Here is a 26135-nt window from a genome sequence, read left to right as displayed (position 1 = left end):
TTCACACCACATTTGCGCCCGACGCGTGACATTGCGTCAGCGCCTCATCGCACAGGCAGGAACTGGAGGAACTGTGCGCCGAGCACATTCTGGACGTACCCGATGCCGGCGCGCCGATACTTCTCGTCGAGCATCTCGGCGAGCAGATCGAGCCGACCGATGATCTTGCCAAACTCCCGTTCGAAGCTCACGTTGCGCACGTCGGTGAGTTCGTTCGCCAGCAGCAGCGGCTTGCCTGTCATGTCGTGACGACTCGACAGCAGCCACGCCGCGATCTCGACGTTGCGCGCCGCATTGTAGATTCGCTGTGCGTCGAGGCCATCGCTCAGATAGAAGACCGTCGTCCCGCCATGCGCCGCGACAATCGTGTCAGAAAGACTGTAGACGAACGCGGCCACGCGATCGCCACTGAAGGCCGGGTCGAGCGAGAGGGATAATGCCTTCACGTCGCGCAAATTCCGCAGCGCCGGCAGGCTTCGTCGCCCTTCGATGGCCGCGCGCAATTGCGTCATCGCCTGCGTCTGTGTCGCTGCCCCGCCCTTGCGCCATTCGCGCGGGTTGCGCTTGTAGAGCTTGTCGGCCAGCCGGTACAAGCCCTCGAGGTTGGCCCGCATGCCCAGCGTCGCCATGCGATTGATGTCCGTCTGTGCGAGATCGGCGGTCGTCATTGCCGTCGAGCGCACTTTGCCATGATCGGTGGGCGCGTCTTGGTAGGAGACGCATCCCGTACACATCGCCGCCATCACTGCCGCAACCATGACAGCCACCGCCGTCAGTCGCCCTCCCGCGGCATGGGCTATCCCGTTTCGTGCTTGGCGCAAGGCGAGCCGTCGTGTCATGGCGGTATCAGGGTGGGCAAGCGATGACTCTACGCGAACAAAGGCCACACTTCGTGTCGTTATCTCCTGAAAAGTTGTGACATTCGGTAACGCACTCTCGCCCGGCGTCAGGGCGTCAGGGTGTCAACGCCTCGCGCGCCTGCGCGAAGAGCGCGTGCGTCACGGCCTCCTCCAGGCGAAGCACTGGCGTCACGCAGCAGTCGGCATCGGCAAAACGCAACGTCCAGTCGGCCTGCGACGCGCTAGCGAATACCGCCGCCAGTTCAGCCTGAAGCGCACGTGCGTCGTCGCCGCCAATCGCCTGTCCGAGCGACCAATGCCGCGCTTTCCATTCGCTGCGCCCCAGCACGTCACACAACGTTTGCCAGAATTTGAGTTCGAGCGCGCCCACGGCCATGTAACGTCCATCCCGCGTGCGATAGACCTGATAACAAGGCACGCCGCCGTTGAGCAAGTCCGCGCCCGCCCGCGGCGCATGCCCTTGCCGATGCAGAGCGACGGCCGGAATGAGATTCGCGCGGAACACCTCGTGGGTCATCGAGACGTCCAGCCACCGGCCGCGGCCGGTGCGCTGCGCCGCGACCAGCGCCGCCAGCACGGCTTGTACCGCCGCCTGCCCGCCGCCGTACAGGTCGCCAATCTGGAAATTCGGCACGATCGGCGCGTCGTTTGAATCACCCAGTTGGTCGAGCACGCCCGCGTAGCCGATGTAATTGATGTCGTGTCCGGCGGCCTGCGCCATCGGCCCATGCTGTCCGTACCCGGTGATCGATGCCATCACCAACGACGGCCTGAGGCGCGCCAGCGTCTCGTAATCGAAACCGAGCCGCGCCATCACCCCTGGGCGAAATCCCTCCAGCAACACGTCGGCGCGAACGACCCAGTCGAGGAACGCCGCGCGGTCGCTATCGCGTTTGAGATCGAGTCGCTCGACCGATTTGCCGCGATTGAGCAAACGCCAGAATGCACTTGGCGGCGCCTCGCCATCGTTGAGCATCATCTCGCGGGCGTAGTCGCCGGCCCCGGTGTCTTCGATCTTGACGACATGCGCCCCCAGTTCCGCGAGGCGCAGTCCCGCGAGCGGACCGGGCAGCAAGCGCGTGAGATCCAGCACCGTGACGCCGGCCAGCGGTGCGTCGGCGACGACAGACGATTCACGGGCTTCGGGGCTTTCAGGCAAATCGAGCGATTCGGTCATGGCGAGCGAGCAAGGGATGAGGGTGGATGTCCACACCGTACCGCGCCGCACTGTCCGCGGGCAAGCGGACGACACGCCTTCTTTACTCAGACACTTCCGAAATCAGCCTCGATCCGTGCCGTCTTCCCGTAAAACGGGACCGGTGGCGTCACCGCGCCTCGGTGTCTCGCCCGCCGAACCATCGCCCAGCGGACCGGCCACCACCGCGTCCGTCAGCAGCCGCGCGATCTGGCCGTCGAGATACCCCAGATCCCGCAAGATTTCATACGTATGCTCGCCCGCCGCGGGCAACGGCCGGCGCGCGGGCAAGCGCTGCCCCGCCATCGCGATCGGCAGCAGCGGCACCTGCGTGTGCTCGCCTTGCTCGGTCACCAGATCGCCCAGTCCGCCGCTCGCGCGCAAATGCGGGTCGTCGAACAGCGCCTGGGGTGTGACGATCGGCGCGAACGGCAGACCGTGCCGCTCAAACGCGGCCGCGAGATAACTCGCATCGAACCCCAACATCATCTCGCGCAGCAAAGGCAGCAGCCAGTCACGGGCAAGCACCCGATCGTTGTTCGTCGCGAGTCGCGCGTCGTCGGCCAGATCCTGCCGGCCGAACACGTCGCAGAAGATGCGCCACTGGGTGTCGCTCACCACCGCGAGGAAGATTTGCACGCCGTCGCGCGCCGTAAACACATCGTAAATCCCCCAGGCCGACAAGCGGGCGGGCATCGGGTCGGGCGCCACGCCCGTCACCGCGAACTGCTGCATGTGTTGCGCCGCCAGCAGCACGCAGTTCTCGAACAGCGCCCCCTGCACCTCCTGTCCGCGCCCGGTGCTCTTGCGCTCGTATAGCGCGGCCAGCGCGGCGAGCGCGCCGAACACGCCACCCATGATGTCGTTGACCGAGGCCCCCGCACGCAGCGGCTGACCGGGCGGTCCCGTCATATACGCGAGCCCCGCCATCATTTGCACGACTTCGTCGAGCGCGGTGCGTGCGGCGTACGGACCGGGCAGGAACCCCTTGAGCGAGACGTAGACAAGCGCCGGATTCAAGCGTGATAGCGTTGCATAATCCAGGCCGAACTGGCGCATGCGCCCGGGCTTGAAGTTCTCGGTCAGCACGTCCGCCGTGCTCACCAGGCGCAGAATCAGCTCACGCCCCTCCGGCCGTGTGACATCCACGGCAAGACTGCGCTTGTTGCGATTGAACGCGCGGAAGAAGCCCGCGCCCGTGCCCAGCAGGCACCGCGTGGGGTCGCCGCCGACCGGTTCCACCTTGATGACGTCGGCACCGAGATCGCCGAGCACCATGCCGCAGGTGGGGCCCATGACCATATGGGAAAACTCCACAACCCGAATGCCTTTCAACGGCATTGGCGTTGCGGCGGACACGTCCGGCATCGGCTATTCTCCTCAGCTCGCGCGCAACGCGTCGCCACGCCGCCGATCCGGCAGGCGCGCGGCAGGCGCCGCGAAGCCGTTGCGTCGTAATTGATCGAAGCCGACGATGTACCCCGCCAAGGCACTCGCGGCCACGGTGGCCGGGCTGCCCAGCCACATCTGCCCGGGTCCCGAACGGCCCGGGAAATTTCGGTTCTGCGCGCTGATGACCACCTCGTCGGGCGCACGCGATACGCCCGGCCCAGCGTTCACACACGCCCCGCACCCCGGCGCGAGCACCTTGACGCCGGCCGCCGCGAACACGTCCGCGTAGCCCTGCGCCTCGCACCACGCACGGACATCTTCGCTACCGTACTGCAGGTAGAAGCGCACGCCATCGGCGACCTTGTGCCCTTGCGACAGGCCCCATGCGAGCACTTCGTGGCATGCGCGCAGGTCCTCGCGCTTGCTGCCCGTACACGATCCCCCGTACGCGATATCGATCGGCACCTCCGCCGACAACTGGGTGAGCGCCACGCCGTTGCCCGGATCACCGGGACTCGCCACCATCGCGCCGAGTCGGGCGCAATCGATCTCGATGACGTGGGCGTAAGCGGCCTGCGCATCGCTTGTCATCCACGGCGCCAACGCCGCGTCGACGCCGCGCCGTTCACGCAGGTATCTCACGGTCTCGGCATCGGGCACGATGAGCCCGGTCAGTCCACCGATTTCCGCCACCATGTTGGTCAGCGTCGCCCGCTCGTCGGTCGACAGGTGGGCCACCGCCTCGCCGGAAAATTCGATGATCTGACCGATGGCACGGCCGTCGCGGATGTACGGGAGATGCAGCAGGTGCAGCGCGAGATCCTTCGCCCCCACGCCCGCCGGCAAGCGCGAGCGCAGATGCACGAGACAGGTGCCCGGCACCGCCAGTCGCGCGTCGCCCGTCAACCAGGCGTTCGCCATCTCCGTGGCGCCCACGCCGAACGCAAACGCACCGACCGCGCCGCAATGCGGCGTATGCGAATCGGTGCCAACGATGACCTGCCCCGGCAGCGCGTAGCGCTCGAGCATCAAGGCATGGCAGATGCCTTCCGAGCCACCGCCCGCCGCGCGTCCATGCAGACGCAGATCGTGCTGCGCGCAGAACTCGCGCTGGGCCGAACCCAGACGCAGCGCCGCATCCACCAGCGGCGGCGGCCCGCCACTGCCGACGGACACCGTATCGAGATGGGTCAGGTGATCCTCAAAGCACAGCATCGACGCCGGGTCGTGCAGCGCCGGCACCGCGTCGCCGAAGGCGTGACGCAGGAAGCTCACGGCCATCGGCGTCACGTATTCGTGGGAAAAACGCCAGTCGGCGGGGACGAACACGGCGTCGCCTGCGCGCACACGAGGCACGCCGAGCGCCCTGGCAATGATCTTCTCGCCGTAGGTCATCGGTCCCGGCGCATGGGCGGGCCGCGGCGCCACGACGTCTCCCGCCAGCCGGCGCCGCGTGTAACCGAACAATCCCCCGCTGCGCACGATCTCCTCGCCCAATGGATCGCAGTCTTCGAGAAAGGCGTCGATGGCGACCGTCTCCCCCGCTTGCAGCCGCTCCGCGAGCGCCAAGTCGGTCGACATCAACAGCCCGAGGTTCTGGCAGTTCTGCGCATAAATGCGCTCGAAACTCTCGGCGATTACGATCCGGATGCCCGCGCACCATTCGGCGAACGGACTCGCCTCGCGCGACGACCCCTTGCCACGGCGCATTCCGGCGACCGACAACGCGAAGCCGCCTTCGCGCACCGCCTTCTGCCTAACGGGAAACACGCCGGCCGGATTCGTTGCGTCCGCACTGCATCGCAATCCGACATAGACGTAGTCGCCGAGCGTCTCATCGAACGCCAGACACGCCCATGCGGGCGTCATCTCGTCGGTGGAAATCTGGTCGCGCAACGGCCCGGCTTCGGTGCGCGTCAACGATTCGCCCGCCAGTTGCCGGGCCATGACATCGGCCCGGTCGCTCAACCACAGCACACGTCCGTGGAGTTGCACAGTGGCTTGCATGAGATCGCTCCTCGAATGTTCCCCAAGGGGTTCACCCGTTTTGATCGCACGTTCCGTACCGAGTCCGCGGGCGGCCGCGGGACGAAACGTGAGGTCACGACATCCAGGCGCGCGTTCGTCTGGACACCCTCAGGGATACTGTCGATTGGCCTGTGTCGCAAAAACGTTGGTCCACGTATCGCCGAGCCGGATCTGCGACGGCTTGACCTCGGGCGTGAACGACGCGAGCGCCTTGAGCGCCGTGGCCGGACCGCCGGCGGGCATCATGCCGTCTGGCGAGAACGCCTCGCGGCAGTTGGCGAACGCTTCCAGGTAAAGTGCCTTGTTGCCCAGCAGATAGGACTCCGGCACGGTCTTGATCAATTCTGCAGCGGTGGCGTGCTGAAGCCATTTGTCTGCCCGCACGATGGCGTTCGCGACGGCCTGCACGGTGCGCGGATTCTTCTCGATGAAGCTCTGCGGCGCGTACATCACGGCCGCCGGCATCGGCCCGCCAAACATGGCGCGGGTGCCCGCCTGCGTACGCGTGTCGACGAGTACCTTGATGTCGCCCGACGACTGCAGCAGCGTCATCATCGGATCGACGTTGGAGACGGCGTCGACCTGCCCGCCACGTGCGGCGGCGACGACCGTCGCATTGCTGCCGACGCCCACGATGGACACGTCGCTCGGTTTGAGCCCGGCTTTCGCGAGCGCCACGTTGACCAGCATATGCGTGCTCGACCCCGGCGCGCTCACGCCGATGCGCATTCCCTTCAGGTCCTTGACCGATTTCACCTCCGCGGCCTTGGCCTTGACCACGCCGAGCACCAGTTGGGGGGCCGCGCCGAGCACCACGAACGCTTGATAGGTCAATCCCTTGGTCTGCATGAGCAAGGTATGCTCGAAAGCCCCGGCGCCCACGTCGGCGCTACCGCCGACGACCGCCTGCAAGGCTTTGGAGCCGCCGGCGAAGTCGTCGATGGTGACGTCGAGCCCTTCGTCCTTGAAGTACCCGAGTTGTTCAGCGATGGTCAACGGCAGATAGTACAGGCCGGGCTTGCCGCCCACGGCGATCGTGAGCTTCGGCTTTTCGAGCGCCTGTGCGGGCGCGGCGCAGGCCCCAGTGCTCAGCCCCAATGCTGCGAGGCCTGACGCCACCAGCGAGAAGACGAGAGCCCAACGTCCTACGGCAACGCGCACGCGGCGCGCTTCGGTATATGTCATCGCGTGTCTCCTCCCGCCCTATGCGGGAAATCGGCGCGCTCCGGCTCGTCGGCCGGAATCGCTATCGGCTCTGAGAGCATCCGCTGCCCCCGAAGCGCCGACAAGTTGTGTTTCGGCATGCCAGACATCGCCGTTCGCGACGCTTGCCGCCCTGGGGCGAACCTTTGGCGTTCCTATGCTTTACGCAATGTTGCGAGCGCACAGGTGATCGACGAGCATGCGCGAGGCGACGGGCAAGGCGTCGTAGCGTCGCACGCACACGATCAGCCGGCGCAGCGCCCACGGATCGGTCAGCGGCACGATGCGCAGCGCCTCCCCGTCAGTCGCTTGCGAGTAACTGCCGACGGCCTCGCGCGGCACCACGGCCAGCCCGAGGTTGGCGCGCACCATGCGGCACACCGCCTCGAACGTCGACACATGGATGCGGAATTTGACCGTCTTGCCCTGCTCGGCCGCCACGCGCCGCAGCACGGTGTACATGGCGCTGTCCGGATGCACGCCGATGTGGTCGAAATCGAGCGTGTCGACGAAGGCGACCTGTTCGCGGCCGGCCAGCGCGTGGTCGCGGTGCAGTACGGTCACGATCTGGTCGTTGCGATAGGGGAAGACCTCGACATCGCGGGTATCCACGGCGTCCCAGCAAATGCCGATGTCGGTGGCCCCGTCCGCCACCCCGCGCACGACCTGTGCGCTGGTGTGATCTTCCAGGTCGACCTTCACGCCGTCGTGGCGACGCAGGAACGCGCCGAGCTCATCGGGAAGGGTTTCGACGATCGAGGAAACGTTGGCGAAGATGCGAATATGGCCGCGCACACCGCTGGTGTACTCGGACAGATCGCCCTGCATCTTCTCGAGGCTGCGCAACACATTGCGCGCGTGGTGCAGGAGGGCCTCGCCTGCCGGGGTCGCCCGCACACCCCACTTATGACGTTGGAGCAAAGCCGAACCGACCAGGGACTCCAGGTCGTTGATCCGTTTGCTGACGGCAGAGGGCGCGATGAATTCGCGCTCGGCCGCCCGTGCAATGCTGCTTTCTTCGCAAACGGCGACGAACAGTCGCAACGAGACTAGATCGATCCGCCATAGCGTCATGCCTGGTCTCCCAAAGGCACTGCATTGACAGCGATTTTGCGGCGCATGTGGCGAAAACGCCACTGTCGACCGCCCCCGACGACACAGCAAAGCACCCGCGAAGCGCCAACGTGCGACAGGCCCCCTGCTGAACGACGGCAAACGACTACGACATTCGGGGAAGCGGCGAGTCGACTCAGGGGGAAGCGACTCGTCAAGCGCGGGAGGCGGCGAACCCGACGTCAAGCCCCGGGAATACACGTTCCCATCGGACGTCGCGCATCCGTCTCGAAGTGTCGGTGCCGGTCCCTCCCGGGACACCCGCTAGCGCATCGCTCCCGCCAGCAGCACGGCGCTCCAGCCGCCGTCTGCCGTGTTCAGCGGTGCCTCAGGTGGCGGTACCGACGCCAAGGCCATGAACAGCCAACATTTGCAAATGACGATCGCAATCATTTTGTTGACGCTCGATCATCCCGGCATCGTTGCCGGGCCTGCTTTGACTATAGTGCGGCGCTATCGGCGCGGCAACCAGGAAACGTTTCAAACGGGAATTCGATCGGGGTTCCCGCCACAAGTCGCGCGCGGCCTCGATGCCGCCACCCCATCCATTCAGGCGCGCTTCGCGATGGCGCGCGCCAGCACCAGCACCGGCAACAGGCCCACCAGCACAAGCGTCAATGCCGGCACGGCCGCCTCGGCGAGGCGTTCGTCGGCGGCCAGATGACTGGCAACGACCGCCAGCGTGTCCATGTTGAACGGCCGCAGCGCGAGCGTGGCGGGGAGCTCCTTCATCACGTCGACGAACACCAGCAGCGCGGCCGTCAACACGCTGCCGCGCAGCAGCGGCAGATGCACCCGGCGTAGCATCGCCCAGCCGCCCACGCCGAGGCTGCGGGCGCTGGCATCAAGATTTGGCGGGATGCGGGCGAAGCCGGCGTCCACGCTCTGCAGCGCCGCCGGCAGGAATCGCACGAGATAGGCATAGATCAACACGCCGCTAGTGCCTGCAAGCACCAGTCCGTCGGCGCCGAACACATGCCCCAGCCACGTGTCGAGTCGGAGCACCGGCGTGAGAATGCCCAGCGCGATGACCGCGCCCGGGATGGCGTAACCCACGCCCACGAGCCGGATGGCGATACGCGTAACGCGTCCCGGGGCCAGTCGCTGTGCGTACCCGAGCACCACGGCGAAGACGCTGGCAACGAGCGCCGCCAGCGCCGCGAGGCGCACCGTATTGAAGACCCACTCGCCGTACCGATGCCAAGGCACCTGATCGAGCTCGGCGACCGCCAGCCGCAGCATGATGAGCACGGGCAGCACGAAGCCGATGATGAGCGGCAGTGCGCACGCGAGGGTTGCCAGGGCGGCGCGCGCCCCTGACAAGCGCGCACGCCGCGACGTCGACGGCGCCCGCCCCGGCGCCCCATAGAACCGAAGGCGCGTCCGGCTGCGCGCTTCCGCGATCAGCAGGACGAGGACGGCGAACAGCAGACAGGCGGAGAGTTGCGCGGCCGCCACCCGATCGCCCATCGACAACCACGCGCGATAGATGCCGGTCGTGAGCGTCGGCACGCCGAAGTAGGCCACCGCGCCGTAATCGGCGAGTGTCTCCATCAGCACCAGCGCCAGCCCCGCGACCAAGGCCGGTCGCGCCAGCGGTAACGCCACGCGCCAAAACCCCTGCGCAGGCGTACACCCCAACGTGCGTGCGGCTTCGAGGTACCGTTGGCTGTGTTCCAGAAAGGCCGCTCGCGCCAGCAGATAGACATAGGGATAGAAGGCGCCCGCGAAGACCCAGGCAGCGCCGTACCAGCTGCGAACTTCAGGGAAGCCGGCGAGACGTTCGACCGCGAGCAGCGTGCGCAACGCGCTCTGCACCGGCCCGGCGAACTGCAGGAAATCGGTATAGGCGTAAGCGGTAACGTAAGCGGGCATCGCCAGCGGCAGAATCAGTGCCCACTCCAGCACACGGCGCCCGGGAAAGGCGCAGTGCACGACCAGCCATGCGCTGGCCACGCCCATCACCAGCACGCCGGCGCTCACGGCCACCGAGATACGAAGCGAGTTGAGCAGGTACTCGGGCAGCACCGTATCGAGCATATGCGCCAGCACGGCATGCGTATCCGCGTCGCCCGCGCCAAGCGCCGCCACGATGCCGAACATCGGCACGAGCACAACCAGTGCGGGAACCGATGCGACCAGCCGCCACGCCCAGGCGCCGGAAAGACGGCCAGCGCGCCTGCGGCGGGCGACGGGAGGCGAACGCTCGGCCAAAACGGGATCGATGACGGCAGAATCGGCGGCGGCGCGGGACGGGGGCGTCGATGACATCGGCAAATGGTAACGGGTAGCGGAAATGGGGCGGACGAGCGAGCGGCGGGAAAACCCCCGGGCGACGGCGCACAGCCGTTGCCCGTCGCGTGACTTCGGGGAACCGGTAGGCACTTGCCGGTCTAAAGCGTTGTAAATTATACGCATTCGCGATTGCGACTCTGACGCGCACGGCCGCAGAAAGTGCCCGGCCTCCCGCGAAAATGCCACCTTGCGGGCATTCGTGTCGATTCGCGTCGGCTCGTTTCCATGACTACGCTTCGTTGACGTGCTTGCGTCGACTCACACTTATCCACGCCGATGCCCCTGCCCTACCTGCTGCTCGACCATCTCTGTGTAAATTACGAGACTGCCGGCCACGTCCACACCGCGGTATGCGACTTGTCGCTGTCGCTGGCGCGTGGCGAGATCGGCTGTCTGCTCGGCCCGTCCGGCTGCGGCAAGACGACGGTGCTGCGCGCCGTGTGCGGGTTCGAGCCGTTGGCGGGCGGGCGCATCGTGCTCGATGGTCACGAAGTCGCCAACGCGCAGTTCAGCGAGCCGCCGGAGCGTCGCCACGTCGGTGTTGTGTTCCAGGACTACGCGCTGTTCCCCCATCTGGACGTTGCGCGCAACATCGGCTTCGGCATCGGGCGCATGGCGCGGGGCGAGCGTCAGGCGCGGGTGGAGGGGCTCGCCGAGCGCGTGGGGCTGGCGGGGGCGTTGAAGAAGTACCCTCACGAACTCTCTGGCGGACAGCAGCAACGCGTAGCGCTCGCGCGCGCCCTGGCCCCCGCCCCGGCACTGCTGTTGCTCGACGAACCGTTCTCGAACCTCGATCTCGATTTGCGCGAGCGTCTGGCGGTCGAGGTGCGGGAGATCATCCAGGCGAGCGGCGCGACGGCGATCCTTGTCACCCACGACCAGCATGAAGCGTTCGCAATGGCCGATCGCATCGGGGTCATGCATGCGGGGGCCATCGCTCAGTGGTCGCCCGCGCACGAGTTGTGGCGCATGCCCGCCAATCGCGTGGTGGCGGATTTCATCGGACGCGGCGCGTTGATACCCGGCACCTTCCGGGGCAATGCCAACGGTGGCGGCATCTCGCTCGAACTTGGGGAACTGGCCGTCTCGCCCATGCTGGCCGACAAGCTGCTGCGCAGCGCCGCCAGGGACACGTATCCCGTGAGCGTCGACGTTTTGCTGCGCGCAGATGACATTGCCCACGACCCGGCGAGCCCATTCGAAGCGACGCTGGTACGGCGTGCGTTTCGCGGGGCCGATCAGCTTTACACGCTTCGTCTGGCGTCGGGTCGCGAAGTGATCGCTCGCGTGGATAGTGAACTGGCCCACGAGGCGGGCGAGCGCGTGGGCGTACGCCTGACGGTCGAGCATCCGGTGGTTTTCGCGGCGAGTGTCGCCGACGTCTGACCCTCGCGCAGCACGGCGTTCCCCGGAGGCTGGTAAAATCCGGCAAAACGGATGGGCCTATGAAACAGTACCTAGACTTCATGCGCCATGTACTTGAACATGGCACAGACAAGACCGACCGAACCGGCACGGGCACGCGCTCGGTGTTCGGCTACCAGATGCGCTTCGACCTGCAGGAAGGTTTCCCGCTCGTCACCACCAAGAAAGTGCACATCAAGTCCATCGTGCACGAACTCCTGTGGTTCCTGCAGGGCAGCACCAACGTGCGCTATCTGCAGGAAAACGGCGTGTCCATCTGGAACGAATGGGCCGATGCCGAGGGTGAGCTCGGCCCTGTCTACGGCGCACAGTGGCGCTCGTGGCCGACGCCCGATGGCGGCCATATCGACCAGATCACACAGCTCGTCGAGCAAATCCGCACGACGCCCGACTCGCGCCGTCTGATCGTGTCCGCCTGGAATGTCGGAGAGATTCCGCGCATGGCGCTGCCGCCGTGTCATGCGTTCTTCCAGTTCTATGTGGCCGACGGCAAGTTATCGTGCCAGCTCTACCAGCGCAGCGCGGATATTTTCCTGGGTGTGCCGTTCAACATCGCGAGCTACGCGATGCTCACGCACATGATGGCGCAGCAGACCGGGCTCGAGGTGGGGGATTTCGTCTGGACGGGCGGCGACTGCCATCTGTACAACAACCATCTCGAGCAGGTTCGCACGCAGCTTGCGCGCGAGCCGTTGGCGCTGCCGACGCTCGAGATCTCGCGCAAGCCCGATTCGATCTTCGATTACCGTTTCGAAGACTTCCATATCACGGGATACGAAGCGCATCCGCATATCAAGGCGCCGGTGGCCGTATGACGATACTGACGCTGGTGGTCGCACGCGCCGAGAATGGCGTGATCGGGCGGGACAATCAATTGCCGTGGCGTCTGCCGGAAGATCTTGCTCATTTCAAGCGCGCGACGCTGGGCAAGCCAATCGTGATGGGACGCAAGACGTTCGATTCGATCGGTCGTCCGTTGCCGGGTCGGCGCAATATTGTGGTGTCACGCAATCCCGATTTGAAGATCGATGGCTGCGACGTGGCCGGGTCGCTCGTCGACGCGATGCGGCTGTGCGTGGGTGTCGAGGAAATCTGCCTGATTGGCGGGGCGCAGTTGTACGCGGAGGCGCTGGCAAGCGCGGACAAGGTGATCGTCACGGAGATCGCCAAGGCGTTCGAAGGCGACGCGCATTTCCCGGATCTGCCTGCCGCCCAATGGCGCGAAGCCACACGCGAGACCCATCACTCGCCCGCGCCCAATGACTTCGACTACGCGTTTGTGACTTACGAACGGATTTGATGTGATGGGGCGCGTGCGGACGTCGTCCTTGAACTTTGCCTCCGACTCACGCGCTCAGGTTTTCGCGCGGCGCCTGCGCGAGCGCGCCGGGTCGCTCGCCGCCATTTATCGGCGCGCCCTCCGAGACATGTACACGGTCACGACCAAGGCGCTTGGCAGCGTATAACGCGTCGTCCGCCAATGCGATCAGCCCCTCCGGCGTATCGCTCGCGACGCCCTGCTGCGGCACATGCGTTGCGCAGCCGACGCTGACCGTCACGTAACCCTGTCCGCCAGGCCCCGGTTTCGCCAGCGCCCGAACGCATTCCGTCACGCGCGACGCGACGAACCAGGCGCCGTTCGCGTCGGTCTCCGGCAGGACGACCACGAATTCCTCGCCGCCGTATCGCGCCACGAGATCCGTCGGTCGATGCGTCGCGCGCATGATGGCGAGCGCCACATGTGCCAGGCATTCGTCGCCAAGCGGATGCCCATAGGCGTCGTTGTAGCGCTTGAAGTGATCGACGTCGACCATCAGCAACGATAACGGATGGCCCGAGCGGCGGACCTGATCGAAGTCGCTCGGGAACCGATCGTTGAAGTAGCGGCGGTTGAAGATGCCGGTGAGCGCATCGCGGTTGGAGTATTCGATCAGACGCAGATGCGCGCGCGACAGCTCGCGGTATAGCCGCGTGATTTCCCACACCAGCACGCAGACAAGCAACCCCGGCGCCGACATGCTGAACAGCCGCGCCAGGTACCACCCCAGCGTGAATCGTACGGTGCTTATCAGACTAAGCACCGTATCCGTCACACACGCAAGAATGGCAAGCGCCACCCACACGTCGAGCACCGTGCGCAGACGACCGATCGCCAGCACCGCGCTCAGCGCCACGAGGTTCAATAAGAGCAGTACGATGCCGGTCCCGCCGACGGACAATTCACCCGGCACGCTCGCCGGTGACAACGCGGGCGGCAGCGGCACGGCCAACACCGTCAGGCAAAGCAGCACCCCCACGCCAATTGGCAGACCAATGAACAGCCACATCGCACGATCGGCAGGCGGCAACTGCGTCACGGACTGCGGGGTGAAGCGGCGTCGCTCCATCATGGCGATGAGCACGAGGGTGGGGAACCCCGCATGCCAGATGACCCAGATCCAGCCGGATGTCGTCGGGAGCGCCCCGAGCAGCCCGTGCGGCGCGAAAAGGCCGGGGAACGTCAGCAGTTGCATCGCGACGGTCAATGCCGTAAAGGCATAAGCACCGGACAGCAGCCCGAACACCGGCAGCCGACTCACCCGAAACTGTGCCGCCAACAGGAACGACGCGATCGTCGCCGTCGTGAAGACCGTCAGGCCGCACATGGGCAGGAAAGCCGCAACCGCCGGGAGTGCAGCGCTCGCCTGCGGCGCCGCCAGTATCAGGGCAGCGAGAATGACAATCGCCAGACAGCCTGCAAAAGCCCGCTGACCAGGCGTTGCACGCTCCATCAGAAAGGCGTCCATACGATACCCTTTGATTTTCGGTGTCCGATGCCGGCCCAACGACTCATGGCGTTGAGCACACATCTCCCCCGCCCACGACCGGTTAGCCGCAGCATGCACCAATTCCGCATGTCTGCCAACGGGTGTGCTCAACCGTCCGTCTTACACCGCACTCCAGCCGGATCGGGGCGGCACCCACGCCCCCCCCCCGCTCCACGGCCGAACCTCAACCGCCCAGATACGCTTCGAGCACACGGGGATTGCCCAGCAGATTGCGCCCCGTGTCTTCGAGCACCACCTTGCCGGTCTCGAGCACGTAGCCGTGTTGCGCAATCTTCAGCGCCTGGCGCACGTTCTGCTCGACCAGGAAGATGGTCAGCCCCTCAGCGTTGATTTCCTTGAGGGTGCTGAAGATGCCCTGCACGATGATCGGCGCGAGACCCATCGACGGTTCATCGAGCAGCAACAGACGCGGCCGCGCCATCAACGCACGACCAATCGCCAACATCTGCTGTTCGCCCCCCGACAAGTTACCGGCCATCTGCTCGATACGCTCGGCAAGCCGTGGGAAACGCCCCAGCACCTTGTCCAGATCCGCCTTCACGTTCTGCTTGTCGCGACGCGTGTAAGCGCCAAGCTCCAGGTTCTCGCGCACGGACATCGTCGTGAGCGTGGCACGCCCCTCGGCCACCTGCACCAGCCCGCGCTGCACGATCTTGTTCGGTGCCAGACCGCCGACATCCTCGCCTTCGAAGAGAATCGTGCCCGCCTGCTTCTTGATGAGCCCCGACAAGGCGAGCAGCGTCGTGGACTTACCCGCGCCATTGGCGCCAACGAGCGAGGTGATCTCATGCTCGCGCAACGAAAAATCGACGCCCTTCACGGCCTCGATATGCCCATAGGCCACCTTCAGGCCCTTCACTTCGAGCAGCGCGCTCATGCCTTGTCCTCCGCGCCGGCCGCGAGGGCAGCCGCATCGTCGTCATCGTCATCGCGGCCGAGATAGGCCTCGATGACCTGCGGGTTGTGCTTGATCTCGTCCGGACTGCCTTCGGCGATGATGCGTCCGAAGTTCAGCACGGCGATGCGCTCGCACAAGCCCATCACAAAACGCATGTCGTGCTCGATCATGAAGATCGTGTAACCGCGCGCCTTGATGTTCTCGATCTCGCTCATGAGATCGACCTTCTCGCCCGTGTTCATGCCGGCCACCGGCTCGTCGAGCAGCAACAGCTTGGGCTCGGTCGCCAGGGCCCGGGCCAGTTCGAGCTTGCGCTGATCGCCATAAGACAGGTTGTCGGCGATGTCATGCGCCTTGTGATCGAGCTTGACCCAAGAGAGCAACTCATGCGCGCGTTCGCGCGAGCGCTTCTCCATCTCTCGATACCCTGGCAGCGAGAACAGCAGGCCCGCCGGGCCATACGAGAGATGCCGGTGCATGCCGACCACCACGTTCTCGATCAGCGTCATCTCCTTGAACACACGAATGTTCTGGAACGTGCGGGCAATGCCGCGCTGCGTAATCTTGTGCGGCTTCTGCCCCACGAGACTCTCGCCGTCGAACGTAATGCTGCCGCCCGTGGGCTGCAACAGTCCGGTGATCAGATTGAAGACGGTCGTCTTACCCGCCCCGTTCGGGCCGATCAGGCCGAAGATCGTGCCTTGCGGCACCTCGATGTTCACGTCCTGGAGAACGTGCAGGCCACCGAATCGTTTGGAAATATTGGAAAGCTTGAGCATGTCGTATCCCTCGTCCGCTTACGTGGAAGAGGCCGAGCGCGTCTTGCCGGCACGGAACCAACGGCGAAAACGCACCGGATCCCAAATGCCCTTGGGCAGGAACAGCACGATCAGCACCAGAATCAGGCCGTTGACCACCAGACGGAAGGCGTCGAACGCGCGCAGCAATTCGGGCAGCAGCGTAAGAATCGTGCTGCCGAGCACCGGCCCCACGAGCCCGTTGATACCACCAAGAATCGCCATGGTGAGAATCTCCACGCCACGGTCGAAGCCGAATTCGTTCGGTCCGATGAAGAACGTCAGATGCGCATTGAGTGCCCCGGCCAGCCCGGCGAGCACCGCCCCCAGCACGAACGCCAGCATCTTGTAGCCCGTGACGTTGATGCCCATGAGGCCCGCCGCCGTCTCGTCTTCCTTGATGGCTTCGAAGGCACGGCCCACTTTGGAGCGGCGCAGGCGCCACAACACGGCGAGCGAGATCACCACGGCCCCCGCCACGTGCCACCACTGCGTGAGTTGAGGAATGCCGTTCAGGCCCAGCGCACCGCCGGTCAGACCCTCGGCGTTGAGCGTCAGCACACGCACAACTTCGCCGAAGCCCAGCGTCGCCATCGCGAGATACACGCCCGACAGACGCAGCGTCGGCTTGCCGATGATGAACGCGATGAGCGCCGGCGCTGCCATGCCACCTGCCAACGACACCGCAAACGGCGTGTCGTAGTTCATCGTGAGCAACGCCGCCGTGTACGCACCGATGCCCATGAACGCGGCATTGGCCATGGCCAGCATGCCGCACGAGAGCGTGAGGTAAATCGACAGGGCCAGCAGCGCATTGGTGCCGAATGTCAGCACCAGATTGCTATAAACCGCCCAGAAATTGTTAAACCAGTCCATTGCGCCCCCGTGATTACGCTTTGCGTTCGAGCACTTTGCCGAACAATCCCTGCGGACGCACCAGCAGGATCAGGAACAACAGGCCGAATGCCACGGCGTCGCGCATGTTCGAGCCGATATACGCGACCGACAACACTTCCGCGAAGCCGAGGAAGAGGCCGCCGATCATCGCGCCGCGAATGTCGCCCATGCCGCCGAGAATGATGACCGCGATCCCCTTGTGCAGCATCGGCTGCCCCATCAGTGGGAAGACGGCGTTGGAGTAAAGCCCGATCAGCACCCCCGCCATGCCGCCCAGCCCCGCCGCGGCAAACGACGTGGCCAGGAACAGGCCCTCGACGTTGATCCCGAGCAGGTAGGCTGCCTTCGGCGACTCGGCAATGGCGCGCAGCGCGCGCCCGAGTTGCGTCTTCTTGATCGTGGCAATGAGCACGGCCATGAGCGCAAACGAGATGAAGATGATCGCGAGTTCCAGTACCGTCATGTGCACGCCGGCCACCGTCAGGGTGTCCTGCGGCACGAGTTCGTACGGGAATCGCAGGTTCTCCGCGCCGAAAATACCTTGCACACCGTTGTTGAGCAGAATGCCCACGCCAATGGTGGCAATCATCGGAATCAGGTGAGGCGCACCGCGTTTGCGCAGCGGTTTGAGCACCAGCACGTCGATGAGCAGGCCGACCAGGCCAGCCACCACGACCGCCGTGACGATAGCCGCCCACAGCGGCAGATGAAGACGCACGACGGCTTGCAGCGCCGCATAGGCGCCGACCATGAAGACCGCGCCGTGCGAGAGATTGATAACGCCGAGGATGCCGAACACGAGGGTGAACCCGAGCGCGAACAAGGCGTACACGCACCCTAGGGAGAGTGCGTTGACGAGTTGCTGTTCCAGCATGGTGTCTATTCCAGCCTGAGGGACGGGGACACGCGCCGCACGGGGGTACGGCGTGCGCCAGAAACGCCGATGGGCGTAGCGCCTTTCAGCTCTACGCCCATGCGGACTTCTTCAAGTACTGCCGGGCTGCTTACTTCTCGATGACGTACTTGGTACCCTTCGTCACGCTGACGATAGGCGCCTGTTGTGCATCGTAGCCGGCCGGCTTGCCGTTCTTGCCCATGGCCTGACGGAACGCAAACTTGCCCGTAGCGCCGTCGTGTGTGACCTTCGGCAGCGCGTCGCGCAGCGCCTTGCGGTCGGCATCCAGGTTGCCCGAGATCTTCACGCTCTTGATTGCGCCCGCCGCGATATACATCGCGTCATAGGCTTGCGCCGCGAACTGGTCCGGGGCCACGTTGTACTTCGCCTTGTAGGCGCTGATGAACTTCGTGTTGGCCGGCGTGCTGTTCTCGATCGACCACGGGCTTCCCACCCACAGGCCATCCGAGCTGCCCTTGGCCAGATCGAACACCTTGACCGAGTTCATGCCGTTACCGCCGATGAACGGCACGTTGATGCCCAACTGACGGGCCTGCACCATGATCGGCGCGCCTTCGGCGATCAGTGCCGACAGCACGATGGCGTCCGGGTTGCTCGCCTTGATCTTCGTGAGCTGTGCCTTGAAGTCCACGTCACCCTTGGCAAACGTCTCGGTCGTCGTGACCGGGATCTTCAGATCGGCCAGCGCCTTCTTGAAGTTGTCGTAGCCGCTCTTGGTGAACACGTCGTCGTTGCCATACAGCACCGCGACTTTCTTGATGCCCGTGTGCTTGGTCGCGACCTTGATGGTCTCGGGCAGCACGTCGGCTTCCGTCACGGAGTTGCGGAAGATGTAGTCGCCGATGGACGTAATGCCGTCAGCCGTATTCGACGTGCCGAACGCCACGGTCTTGGCCGCTTGCGCGATCGGATCGGCCGCCTGCGCCGAGTTCGACAACGTCGGGCCGAAAACCATCAGCACCTTGTCCTGGAAGATCAGCTTCTTGAAGACGTTGATCGCCTCTTCTTTCTTGCCCTGCTCGTCTTCGACCTGCAGTACGAGCTTGTTGCCGTTGATGCCGCCGGCGGCGTTGATTTCGTCCGCCGCGAGCTGGAAACCGTTCTTGATGGCGGCGCCATATTGCGCCGCACCGCCCGACAGTGCCTCGGCCACGCCGATCTTCAGATCGGCTGCGTGGGCCGCAGCCACCATCCCAGTAGCGACAAGCGCGCTCAGCAACTTGGTCATGGTGCTTTTCATGAGTCTTCTTCCTCCGATTCCTGGTCTCTAGTTATGAGAAGGCGCGCCTTATGAGCGCGCCCATTACCCTAACCACCGCGTCTGTTCTTAAGCCACGGCTTAAGAAAACCCCTAAGCATAACGCAAACTACCTTTACCGGACACGGCAAATGGGGTTTTGCCCCGTTGCGGCGCACAAATGCAACGCGTTTATGGCGCCGCAACGGCGATTCGCAGCATCAATGACCGGCGATGGTCATTTGTTCAATCAGGATTGACCCGACCTCCTTGGTACCGCGCACCAGGGCATCGGCCCCAATCGCGACGATCTGGCGGAACATGTCGTTCAGGTTGCCGGCCAGCGTGATCTCCTCGACCGGATACTGAATTTCGCCGTTCTCCACCCAGAAGCCCGAGGCGCCGCGCGAATAATCGCCCGTCACATAGTTCACGCCCTGCCCCATCAGTTCGGTCACGAGCAGGCCGGTGCCGAGCTTGCGCAGCATCGCTCGAAAGTCGTCCGTCGGTGCGGTGAGCTTGCTGTACATGCGCAGGTTGTGCGAGCCGCCCGCGTTGCCGGTCGTCTGCATGCCGAGCTTTCGGGCCGAATAGGTCGACAGGAAGTAGCCCTGCACCACGCCATCGCTCACCACGTCACGGGCGCGCGTTCTCACGCCTTCTTCGTCGTACGGGGCGCTGCCCATGGCGCGCGGCACGTGCGGATCCTCGTAAATGCCGACATGATCGGCAAACACCGGCTTGCCGAGGGTGTCAACGAGGAACGTGGCCTTGCGATACAGTGCGCCACCGCTCACACCCTGCACGAACGCCCCCAGCAGACCGGCGGCGAGCGGTGCCTCGAACAGCACGGCGCACTTGCGCGTGGACAGCTTGCGCGCGTGCAGGCGGGCCAGCGCGCGCTCGGCGGCGTAGCGGCCGACCGTTTCGGGCGAGGCCAGGTCTTCGGCGGCGCGCTTGGACGAATACCAATCGTCGCGCTGCATATGGCGGCCAGATCCGGCAATCGGCGAGACCGAAAGATAGTGTCGCGAATACGGATATCCCGACAGGAAGCCGCGAGTCGTCCCCAGCATGAATTGCGAGTGCTGGGCCGACACGCCCGCGCCTTCGGAATTTCGGATGAGCGGACTCACCTCGAATGCCGCCGTCTCGGCGCGACGCGCCAATTCGACCGCGTCGTCGGCCGAAATGCGCCACGGGTGAAACAACGACAGGTCCTGCGGATGCATCTCCAGCAGTTCGGACTCGGCAAGCCCGGCGCAGTCGTCTTCGGCCGTAAAGCGGGCAATGTTATAGGCCGCATCGACCGTGTCGTGCAGCGCCTTGCGCGAGAAGTCGGACGTGCTGGCATTGCCGCGGCGCTGACCGATGAATACCGTCACGCCCACCAGCTTGTCGCGATTGCGCTCAATGGTCTCGACCTTGCCGCGACGCACCGAGACCGACAAGCCGTCGCCCTCGGAGATCTCAGCCGCGGCATCGGTGGCGCCGAGCGAACGGGCGTATTGCAGTACGTCGCTGACAATTTCCTTGAGTTGATCCTGGGTATGCGTGAAATGCTGGGTCGCTTGGGACATCGGCGCGATTCGGTCAGTGGCTGAATAGGAACCGCCATCTTAGCGCGACTTCCCCGCCGCCGTGCGTCGGCACGGCAACTATTTGGACGCCGCGCGCCGCGCTACAATAGCGCTCATGACGCACACTCAACGCTTTAACCAAATCGCCCACGCCGAGCTTCCCGACGAAGGCCCGAGCAAATCCCAACGCAAGCGCGAGTCGCATGCCTTGCAGGATCTTGGCGAAGAACTGGTCAATCTGGCCAAGGACGCGCTCGCCCGCGTGCCGATGCCCGAGAACCTCGAACGCGCCGTCAAGGACTGCCGCAAGATCACCGCACACGAAGGCCGCCGCCGCCAGATGCAGTACGTGGGCAAGCAAATGCGCACGCTGCATGAGTCGGAAGTCGAAGCGATTCGCCGCGCCCTCGACGTCATCAAAGGCGTCTCGAAGGCGGAAACGGCCAAGCTGCATGCGCTCGAGCGCTGGCGCGAGCGCCTGCTGGCCAAGGACGAGGCGCTCACCGAGCTGCTCGCCCAGCACCCGCAGGCCGATGCCCAGCAGCTGCGCACACTGATTCGCAATGCCCGCCGTGAGCAGGCCGCGCAAAAGCCGCCCAAAGCCTTCCGCGAGCTGTTCCAGGCGCTCAAGGATCTGCTGGGCACCGGATCGTCCCACGCCGAAACTTCAGACGACGTCGAGAACGAACTGCCGGAATTCCCAACGCGCGAGGAAGATTGATGGTCGCCCGCTCCCATCCGGACGAACTTCGCGTAGGCCTCGTCTCGATCAGCGATCGAGCGAGTCAGGGTACCTATGACGACCAGGGCATTCCGGCGCTCCAGGCCTGGCTTGGCGCCGCGCTCCGGTCCCCCTGGGTGGCGGAAACTCGCCTGATTCCCGACGATGCCGACGGCATTACCGCTACGCTTATCGATCTGGTCGACACGATGCAGTGCGATCTGGTGCTCACCACCGGCGGCACAGGCCCTGCACGACGCGACGTCACGCCGGAGGCCACATTGCGGGCCGGTACGAAGGAGATGCCCGGCTTCGGAGAGCAGATGCGTCAGATCAGCCTGCGCTTCGTACCGACGGCCATCCTGTCGCGTCAGGTCGCCGTGATCCGCGAGAACCCGGCGCGTGCCGCGCTCATCATCAACCTGCCCGGGCAGCCCAAGTCGATCAAGGAAACGCTCGAAGGGTTGCGCGATATGGACGGAACGTCGATCGTGCCCGGCATTTTTGCCGCCGTGCCGTATTGCATCGACCTGATCGGCGGACCTTACATCGAGACCGACGACGCCGTCTGCAAGGCCTTCCGTCCCAAGAGCGCCATTCGCGCCCCGAAACCCGCCTGATGGACTGACGACAGGACGTTCCGGGCCATTCGGTTCGAAAATCCAAAGCACAACGCCAGCGATATGGCTGGCGTTGTGAAGCGTCTGTGGGGAAGATCAGGCCGAAGTGGGCGCGGCCGCCTCGGGCGCGCCGGGTACGGTCGTCTTCAGGAAATGCTCGCGGTAGTACACCAGTTCGTCGATCGACTCGTGAATGTCGGCCATCGCCGTGTGGGCGGCGCGCTTGGTGAAGCCCTTGTAGACCGTGGGTTCCCAGCGGCGGCACAGTTCCTTGAGCGTGCTGACATCCAGGTTCCGGTAGTGAAAGAACGCCTCGAGCCTGGGCATGTAACGCGCCATGAAACGGCGATCCTGACAGATCGAATTGCCGCACATCGGCGACTTGTTGGGCGGCACGTACTGCGAGAGGAACTCGATCAGTTGCGCTTCGGCAGACGCCTCGTCGACCGCCGATGCCTTCACGCGTTCGATCAGCCCCGAGCGCCCATGTGTCGACTTGTTCCAGTCGTCCATTGCGTCGAGCACGGCGTCCGTTTGATGGATCGCGAACACCGGCCCCTCGATGCGGCGCGTCAGCGCGGAATCCGTGACGACCACCGCCACCTCGATGATTCGGTCGCTGTCGGGCTGCAGGCCGGTCATTTCCATATCGAGCCAGACCAGATTGAACTCGGCGCGCGCAAGCGTCGTCTCGGCATCGGCAGACGTGGGATGTTGGGATGGAATGACAGACATGGTCGGAAGACTCTGGAAAACGCGTCGGTAGGCGACCGGCAAGGGCGTCCCACCGGTCGAAAGAACTTATAATTCTCGCATACTTCGGATTCTCCTTAAGCGCATGCTCACTTACCTCTTCGTGATCTTCCTGCTGGCGATGGTCATGACCAAGCTTTGGCTGGCCGCTCGTCAGATCCGCCATGTGGTCACCCATCGGGCGGCTGTTCCCGAGCGATTTGCCAGTACGATCACACTGACCGACCATCAGCGGGCCGCCGATTACACGGTCGCCCGCACCCGTCTGGGTATGGCCGAGATCTTTGCCCAGGCGGTGCTGCTCGTCGCTTTCACGCTGCTCGGCGGGCTGAACCTGCTGCATATCGGCGTGACCGAGTGGCTCGGCGAGGGCTATCTGGGTCAGATCGCATTGATCGCCGCCGTGCTGTTGATTTCCGGCCTCGTCGATCTGCCCTTTACTTACGTGCGGCAGTTCGTGATCGAACAGCGTTTCGGCTTCAACCGCATGTCGCTCGGGCTGTTCATTGCCGATATGATCAAGGCCACCGCCATCGGCGTCTTGCTCGGACTGCCGCTGCTGTTCGCCGTGCTGTGGCTCATGGAGCGCGCAGGACCGTTGTGGTGGCTGTACACGTGGGTGGTCTGGGTGGGCTTCAATCTGTTTGTGCAGTTCATCTTCCCGCACGTCATCGCGCCGATGTTCAATAAGTTCGAACCGCTCTCGGACGTGTCGCTGGCGCAGCGCATCGAGGGGCTGATGCAGCGCTGCGGCTTCGCGGCGCGCGGTTTGTTCGTGATGGATGGCTCGAAGCGGTCGGCACACGGCAATGCCTATTTCAGCGGCTTCGGCCGCACCAAGCGCATCGTGTTTTTCGATACGCTCATCGAGCGGCTCTCACCCGCCGAAATCGAAGCCGTGCTGGCCCACGAGCTGGGCCACTTCAAGCGTCGCCACATCACGAAGCGCCTGATCGTCGCCTTCGTGCTGTCGCTGGCATTCCTTGCCCTGCTTGGTTGGCTGATCGGCCGCACATGGTTCTACACCGACCTCGGCGTGATGCCGTCGCTGACCGGTAGCAACAACGCGTTGGCGCTGGTGCTGTTCTTCCTCGTGCTTCCGGTGTTCGGCTTTTTCGCCAGCCCGCTCGGCAGCCTGACATCTCGCAAGCACGAGTTCGAAGCCGACGCGTTCGCCGCCAGCCAGACGCAAGCCAGCGATCTGGTCAACGCTCTCGTCAAGCTTTACCAGGACAATGCGTCGACGCTCACGCCCGACCCCGTCTACACCGCGTTTTACTATTCGCATCCGCCCGCCTCCCAGCGCATCGACCGTTTGCTGGGGCACGCATGAAGCGCAGCCTCAAGGGAAAAGCCGCGCCGGCCGAAACAACCGCGCAGGAACGCCGTCACGGCCGAGTCACGGCGGCGCACGGCCGTCACTACGTCGTGGAAGCCGACGATGGCGAAACGGTGCTGTGCTTTCCTCGCGGCAAGAAGAGCGAAATTGCGGTCGGCGACGAAGTCGCCTGGGCGCGCACCGGCGATCAGGGCGTGATTGAAGAGATCCTGCCGCGCCGCAACCTGCTTTACCGCTCAGACCAGTTCAAGAGCAAGCTCTTCGCCGCCAACATCGACCAGTTGGTCATCATGTTGGGCACCGAGCCGTACTTCAGCGAGGATTTGCTGGGCCGAGCACTGGTCGCCTCGGAAGCCAATGCACTGCGACCGCTGATCGTGCTCAACAAGACCGATGTCGCCGAGGCCTTGCCGTCGGCGCGCGCGCGCTTGGCGCCGTATCGCGCCCTGGGCTACGACGTGCTGGAACTTTCCGTGCGGGCGGATCCGGAAGGGGCGAAGGCGCTGCTGCTGCCTCGCCTGGCACATCAAGCGTCGTTGCTGCTCGGGCAGTCGGGCATGGGCAAATCGAGCCTCGTGAACCTGCTCGTCCCCGATGCCGATGCCGCAACGCGCGAGATCTCCACGGTATTGAACTCAGGCAAGCACACGACGACCTTCACGCGAATCTTTCACCTGCCCGAAGGCGGACTGCTCATCGATTCGCCAGGCTTTCAGGAATTCGGTCTGCATCACCTCAAGGAAGGGGCACTGGAGCGCGCCTTCCCCGAGTTCCGTGCACGGCTCACCGGGTGCCGGTTCTACAATTGCCATCACCTGAAAGAACCCGGTTGCGCTATTCTCGCGGCCGTGTCCGACGGAAGCATCTCGCAACAGCGCCATATGCTCTATGCCCAGCTCGTTCACGAGTCGGAGCAACAGATTCCATACTGACGCATCAGTCAGCGGCGAAGCGATCCGCGCGAATCGGCCATAAAAAAACCCGCTTCCGCGGGTTTTTTTATGGGTTCTCGCTTGAACCTCAGCCCAACCACACGGCGAGGGTCAGCAGCAGCAACAGGAGCATCCAAAGCAAAACCGCGCGCCAGACCAGGCCGACGGCCGCCTGAAGCGTGCGCGGCGTGCATTCGCTGCCGACAGGCAGGACTGCGTCGTCGCCTTGATTCAGCGCATCGACGCTCGAGACTTCCGCCAGCGGGCCGGTCAATCGTGCGCCAAGGGCGCCGCTACCCGCTGCCAGCAGAATGCCTTCGTTCTCGTTCGGCCACTGCTTCGCATAGTGGCGCCACGCGTAAATGGCGTCTTCAAAGTTGCCGACAATGGCGAAACCGATGGCCGTCAAACGAGCCGGCACCCAATCGATGACATAGAAAACCTTGCGCGCGAAGGCCCCGAACGCCGGGCTGCGATCGGGCGCGGGCTCCGTCCAGCGACGCGACAGATATTCGGCGAGACGGTACAACACCGCCCCCGCCGGACCGACCGGCATCAGGAACCAGAAAAACACGCCAAAAACGTGGCGATGCGAGGCAATGACCGCGTGCAACAGTGTGTGGCGCACGATCTCGTCCACCGGCATGTCGACCGTGTCGATGCCGATCCACTGGTGCAGGATTTCTCGCGCCTCGTTCACGTTATCGTTGTTCAGCGCAACGTGAATGTCCGTGAAGTAGTGACTGAACTGCCGGAATCCCATCGTCAGGTAGACGATGAGCACGTTCCATGCGAAGCCCAGGAAAATGTTGACCCGCATGAGCAGGTAGTAGATGACGCCGACCGCCAGCACAAACGGCAGCACCACGACCAGCCACGCAAGCACACCATGACGGGGTAGCCCGGCATCGAACGATTGCGACGTATGGGTCGCGTGGGAGCGAATCAGGTTGTAGATCGGGTTTTGCGTGGAGAGGGCACGCATCTGCTCGAGGATCAGCGCGAGGAGTACCGAAAAGAATGTCATGCGTGCGTTCAGATCACCAGACGGAATGGTGTAACGATAGCACAGCTTCTCGCAAATGCCCGCCCCAGGCGCCTGCACG

At 64.5% G+C, this 26135-nt stretch carries 24 protein-coding genes; 7 read left to right on the top strand and 17 right to left on the bottom strand.

What is annotated here, in order from left to right:
• Positions 1-44: 44 nt before the first annotated feature.
• The 8 genes from OYT13_RS07965 to OYT13_RS07930 all read right to left on the bottom strand — a co-directional run bounded on the left by OYT13_RS07965 (position 45) and on the right by OYT13_RS07930 (position 10062).
• The gene (locus tag OYT13_RS07965; protein ID WP_268567566.1) at positions 45-758 is read right to left on the bottom strand and encodes a hypothetical protein; all 714 of its coding nucleotides are present in this window, start codon (positions 756-758) and stop codon (positions 45-47) included.
• 196 nt (positions 759-954) lie between these two features.
• Entirely contained in the window at positions 955-2037 is a 1083-nt protein-coding gene (locus OYT13_RS07960) for a CaiB/BaiF CoA transferase family protein (RefSeq protein ID WP_017234891.1), read from the bottom strand.
• 102 nt (positions 2038-2139) lie between these two features.
• Complete coding sequence (locus tag OYT13_RS07955; protein ID WP_150563089.1) at positions 2140-3423, bottom strand: CaiB/BaiF CoA transferase family protein; 1284 nt, start codon at positions 3421-3423, stop codon at positions 2140-2142.
• Between the two features lie 12 nt (positions 3424-3435).
• Positions 3436-5454 (bottom strand): aconitase family protein, encoded by a 2019-nt coding sequence (locus OYT13_RS07950; protein WP_268567565.1) that lies wholly within the window; start codon positions 5452-5454, stop codon positions 3436-3438.
• Positions 5455-5583: 129 nt separating this feature from the next.
• Positions 5584-6660 (bottom strand): ABC transporter substrate-binding protein, encoded by a 1077-nt coding sequence (locus OYT13_RS07945; RefSeq protein ID WP_017234889.1) that lies wholly within the window; start codon positions 6658-6660, stop codon positions 5584-5586.
• Positions 6661-6840: 180 nt separating this feature from the next.
• On the bottom strand, positions 6841-7752 hold the full coding sequence (locus OYT13_RS07940; protein WP_017234888.1) for a LysR substrate-binding domain-containing protein: 912 nt from the start codon (positions 7750-7752) through the stop codon (positions 6841-6843).
• A gap of 367 nt (positions 7753-8119) precedes the next feature.
• Positions 8120-8275, bottom strand: a complete 156-nt coding sequence (locus tag OYT13_RS07935; protein WP_157211514.1) for a hypothetical protein — start codon at positions 8273-8275, stop codon at positions 8120-8122.
• A gap of 65 nt (positions 8276-8340) precedes the next feature.
• Positions 8341-10062 (bottom strand): ABC transporter permease, encoded by a 1722-nt coding sequence (locus OYT13_RS07930; RefSeq protein ID WP_261938809.1) that lies wholly within the window; start codon positions 10060-10062, stop codon positions 8341-8343.
• Between the two features lie 300 nt (positions 10063-10362).
• On the opposite strand from OYT13_RS07930, the gene OYT13_RS07925 reads away from it, so the two are divergent.
• From OYT13_RS07925 to OYT13_RS07915, 3 genes are read left to right on the top strand one after another with little or no spacing between them, the layout of a single operon-like run.
• Positions 10363-11472: an ABC transporter ATP-binding protein gene (locus OYT13_RS07925; protein WP_261938810.1), complete on the top strand. Its 1110-nt coding sequence runs from the start codon at positions 10363-10365 to the stop codon at positions 11470-11472.
• Positions 11473-11531: 59 nt separating this feature from the next.
• Positions 11532-12326: a thymidylate synthase gene (locus tag OYT13_RS07920; protein ID WP_017234884.1), complete on the top strand. Its 795-nt coding sequence runs from the start codon at positions 11532-11534 to the stop codon at positions 12324-12326.
• Positions 12323-12811 carry a dihydrofolate reductase gene (locus tag OYT13_RS07915; RefSeq protein WP_150563095.1) on the top strand — a complete coding sequence of 163 codons (489 nt, stop codon included), beginning with the start codon at positions 12323-12325 and terminating at the stop codon, positions 12809-12811. The genes OYT13_RS07920 and OYT13_RS07915 overlap by 4 nt, the downstream gene beginning before the upstream one ends.
• Before the next feature lie 46 nt (positions 12812-12857).
• Here the strand turns inward: OYT13_RS07915 and OYT13_RS07910 are convergent, their stop codons facing one another.
• From OYT13_RS07910 to pmbA, 7 genes are all read right to left on the bottom strand, one after another.
• Positions 12858-14297: a sensor domain-containing diguanylate cyclase gene (locus OYT13_RS07910; RefSeq protein WP_017234882.1), complete on the bottom strand. Its 1440-nt coding sequence runs from the start codon at positions 14295-14297 to the stop codon at positions 12858-12860.
• Between the two features lie 205 nt (positions 14298-14502).
• The gene (locus OYT13_RS07905; protein ID WP_017234881.1) at positions 14503-15216 is read right to left on the bottom strand and encodes an ABC transporter ATP-binding protein; all 714 of its coding nucleotides are present in this window, start codon (positions 15214-15216) and stop codon (positions 14503-14505) included.
• Positions 15213-16016, bottom strand: coding sequence for an ABC transporter ATP-binding protein (locus tag OYT13_RS07900; protein WP_017234880.1), 804 nt, complete (start codon positions 16014-16016; stop codon positions 15213-15215). The genes OYT13_RS07905 and OYT13_RS07900 overlap by 4 nt, the downstream gene beginning before the upstream one ends.
• Positions 16017-16034: 18 nt before the next feature.
• The gene (locus OYT13_RS07895) at positions 16035-16910 is read right to left on the bottom strand and encodes a branched-chain amino acid ABC transporter permease (RefSeq protein WP_017234879.1); all 876 of its coding nucleotides are present in this window, start codon (positions 16908-16910) and stop codon (positions 16035-16037) included.
• 13 nt (positions 16911-16923) lie between these two features.
• A complete protein-coding gene (locus tag OYT13_RS07890) occupies positions 16924-17805 on the bottom strand; it encodes a branched-chain amino acid ABC transporter permease (protein WP_017234878.1) in 882 nt (293 codons plus the stop codon).
• 130 nt (positions 17806-17935) lie between these two features.
• On the bottom strand, positions 17936-19087 hold the full coding sequence (locus OYT13_RS07885; protein ID WP_017234877.1) for an ABC transporter substrate-binding protein: 1152 nt from the start codon (positions 19085-19087) through the stop codon (positions 17936-17938).
• A gap of 218 nt (positions 19088-19305) precedes the next feature.
• Complete coding sequence (pmbA, locus tag OYT13_RS07880) at positions 19306-20664, bottom strand: metalloprotease PmbA (RefSeq protein WP_017234876.1); 1359 nt, start codon at positions 20662-20664, stop codon at positions 19306-19308.
• A 115-nt stretch (positions 20665-20779) separates the two neighbouring features.
• Between pmbA and yjgA the strand changes: the two genes are divergently transcribed.
• On the top strand, positions 20780-21385 hold the full coding sequence (yjgA, locus tag OYT13_RS07875) for a ribosome biogenesis factor YjgA (RefSeq protein ID WP_017234875.1): 606 nt from the start codon (positions 20780-20782) through the stop codon (positions 21383-21385).
• Positions 21385-22005 (top strand): molybdopterin adenylyltransferase, encoded by a 621-nt coding sequence (mog, locus tag OYT13_RS07870; RefSeq protein ID WP_017234874.1) that lies wholly within the window; start codon positions 21385-21387, stop codon positions 22003-22005. The genes yjgA and mog overlap by 1 nt, the downstream gene beginning before the upstream one ends.
• 96 nt (positions 22006-22101) lie before the next feature.
• On the opposite strand, the gene orn is transcribed toward mog, so the two are convergent.
• A complete protein-coding gene (orn, locus tag OYT13_RS07865; RefSeq protein WP_017234873.1) occupies positions 22102-22740 on the bottom strand; it encodes an oligoribonuclease in 639 nt (212 codons plus the stop codon).
• 103 nt (positions 22741-22843) lie between these two features.
• On the opposite strand from orn, the gene OYT13_RS07860 reads away from it, so the two are divergent.
• Both OYT13_RS07860 and rsgA read left to right on the top strand, forming a co-directional pair.
• Positions 22844-24091, top strand: a complete 1248-nt coding sequence (locus tag OYT13_RS07860; protein ID WP_130025503.1) for a M48 family metallopeptidase — start codon at positions 22844-22846, stop codon at positions 24089-24091.
• Positions 24088-25029, top strand: coding sequence for a ribosome small subunit-dependent GTPase A (rsgA, locus tag OYT13_RS07855; RefSeq protein WP_261938811.1), 942 nt, complete (start codon positions 24088-24090; stop codon positions 25027-25029). Before OYT13_RS07860 ends, rsgA begins: the two co-directional genes overlap by 4 nt.
• 88 nt (positions 25030-25117) lie before the next feature.
• Here the strand turns inward: rsgA and OYT13_RS07850 are convergent, their stop codons facing one another.
• On the bottom strand, positions 25118-26056 hold the full coding sequence (locus tag OYT13_RS07850) for a CobD/CbiB family protein (protein WP_026132135.1): 939 nt from the start codon (positions 26054-26056) through the stop codon (positions 25118-25120).
• Positions 26057-26135: the final 79 nt, after the last annotated feature.

It is taken from the genome of Pandoraea sp. XJJ-1 (genome assembly GCF_026802345.1).
Classification (GTDB): Bacteria; Pseudomonadota; Gammaproteobacteria; order Burkholderiales; family Burkholderiaceae; genus Pandoraea; species Pandoraea cepalis.
The sequence above is the reverse complement of the archived record's forward strand: the minus strand, read 5'-3'. Positions and strand labels throughout refer to the sequence as shown.

Bases quoted from the DNA above. Each gene is read 5' to 3' on its own strand.
- OYT13_RS07965 (WP_268567566.1), bottom strand. From the start codon at position 758: ATGGTTGCGGCAGTGATGGCGGCGATGTGTACGGGATGCGTCTCCTAC.
- OYT13_RS07960 (WP_017234891.1), bottom strand. From the start codon at position 2,037: ATGACCGAATCGCTCGATTTGCCTGAAAGCCCCGAAGCCCGTGAATCG.
- OYT13_RS07955 (WP_150563089.1), bottom strand. From the start codon at position 3,423: ATGCCGGACGTGTCCGCCGCAACGCCAATGCCGTTGAAAGGCATTCGG.
- OYT13_RS07950 (WP_268567565.1), bottom strand. From the start codon at position 5,454: ATGCAAGCCACTGTGCAACTCCACGGACGTGTGCTGTGGTTGAGCGAC.
- OYT13_RS07945 (WP_017234889.1), bottom strand. From the start codon at position 6,660: ATGACATATACCGAAGCGCGCCGCGTGCGCGTTGCCGTAGGACGTTGG.
- OYT13_RS07940 (WP_017234888.1), bottom strand. From the start codon at position 7,752: ATGACGCTATGGCGGATCGATCTAGTCTCGTTGCGACTGTTCGTCGCC.
- OYT13_RS07930 (WP_261938809.1), bottom strand. From the start codon at position 10,062: ATGTCATCGACGCCCCCGTCCCGCGCCGCCGCCGATTCTGCCGTCATC.
- OYT13_RS07925 (WP_261938810.1), top strand. From the start codon at position 10,363: ATGCCCCTGCCCTACCTGCTGCTCGACCATCTCTGTGTAAATTACGAG.
- OYT13_RS07920 (WP_017234884.1), top strand. From the start codon at position 11,532: ATGAAACAGTACCTAGACTTCATGCGCCATGTACTTGAACATGGCACA.
- OYT13_RS07915 (WP_150563095.1), top strand. From the start codon at position 12,323: ATGACGATACTGACGCTGGTGGTCGCACGCGCCGAGAATGGCGTGATC.
- OYT13_RS07910 (WP_017234882.1), bottom strand. From the start codon at position 14,297: ATGGACGCCTTTCTGATGGAGCGTGCAACGCCTGGTCAGCGGGCTTTT.
- OYT13_RS07905 (WP_017234881.1), bottom strand. From the start codon at position 15,216: ATGAGCGCGCTGCTCGAAGTGAAGGGCCTGAAGGTGGCCTATGGGCAT.
- OYT13_RS07900 (WP_017234880.1), bottom strand. From the start codon at position 16,016: ATGCTCAAGCTTTCCAATATTTCCAAACGATTCGGTGGCCTGCACGTT.
- OYT13_RS07895 (WP_017234879.1), bottom strand. From the start codon at position 16,910: ATGGACTGGTTTAACAATTTCTGGGCGGTTTATAGCAATCTGGTGCTG.
- OYT13_RS07890 (WP_017234878.1), bottom strand. From the start codon at position 17,805: ATGCTGGAACAGCAACTCGTCAACGCACTCTCCCTAGGGTGCGTGTAC.
- OYT13_RS07885 (WP_017234877.1), bottom strand. From the start codon at position 19,087: ATGAAAAGCACCATGACCAAGTTGCTGAGCGCGCTTGTCGCTACTGGG.
- pmbA (WP_017234876.1), bottom strand. From the start codon at position 20,664: ATGTCCCAAGCGACCCAGCATTTCACGCATACCCAGGATCAACTCAAG.
- yjgA (WP_017234875.1), top strand. From the start codon at position 20,780: ATGACGCACACTCAACGCTTTAACCAAATCGCCCACGCCGAGCTTCCC.
- mog (WP_017234874.1), top strand. From the start codon at position 21,385: ATGGTCGCCCGCTCCCATCCGGACGAACTTCGCGTAGGCCTCGTCTCG.
- orn (WP_017234873.1), bottom strand. From the start codon at position 22,740: ATGTCTGTCATTCCATCCCAACATCCCACGTCTGCCGATGCCGAGACG.
- OYT13_RS07860 (WP_130025503.1), top strand. From the start codon at position 22,844: ATGCTCACTTACCTCTTCGTGATCTTCCTGCTGGCGATGGTCATGACC.
- rsgA (WP_261938811.1), top strand. From the start codon at position 24,088: ATGAAGCGCAGCCTCAAGGGAAAAGCCGCGCCGGCCGAAACAACCGCG.
- OYT13_RS07850 (WP_026132135.1), bottom strand. From the start codon at position 26,056: ATGACATTCTTTTCGGTACTCCTCGCGCTGATCCTCGAGCAGATGCGT.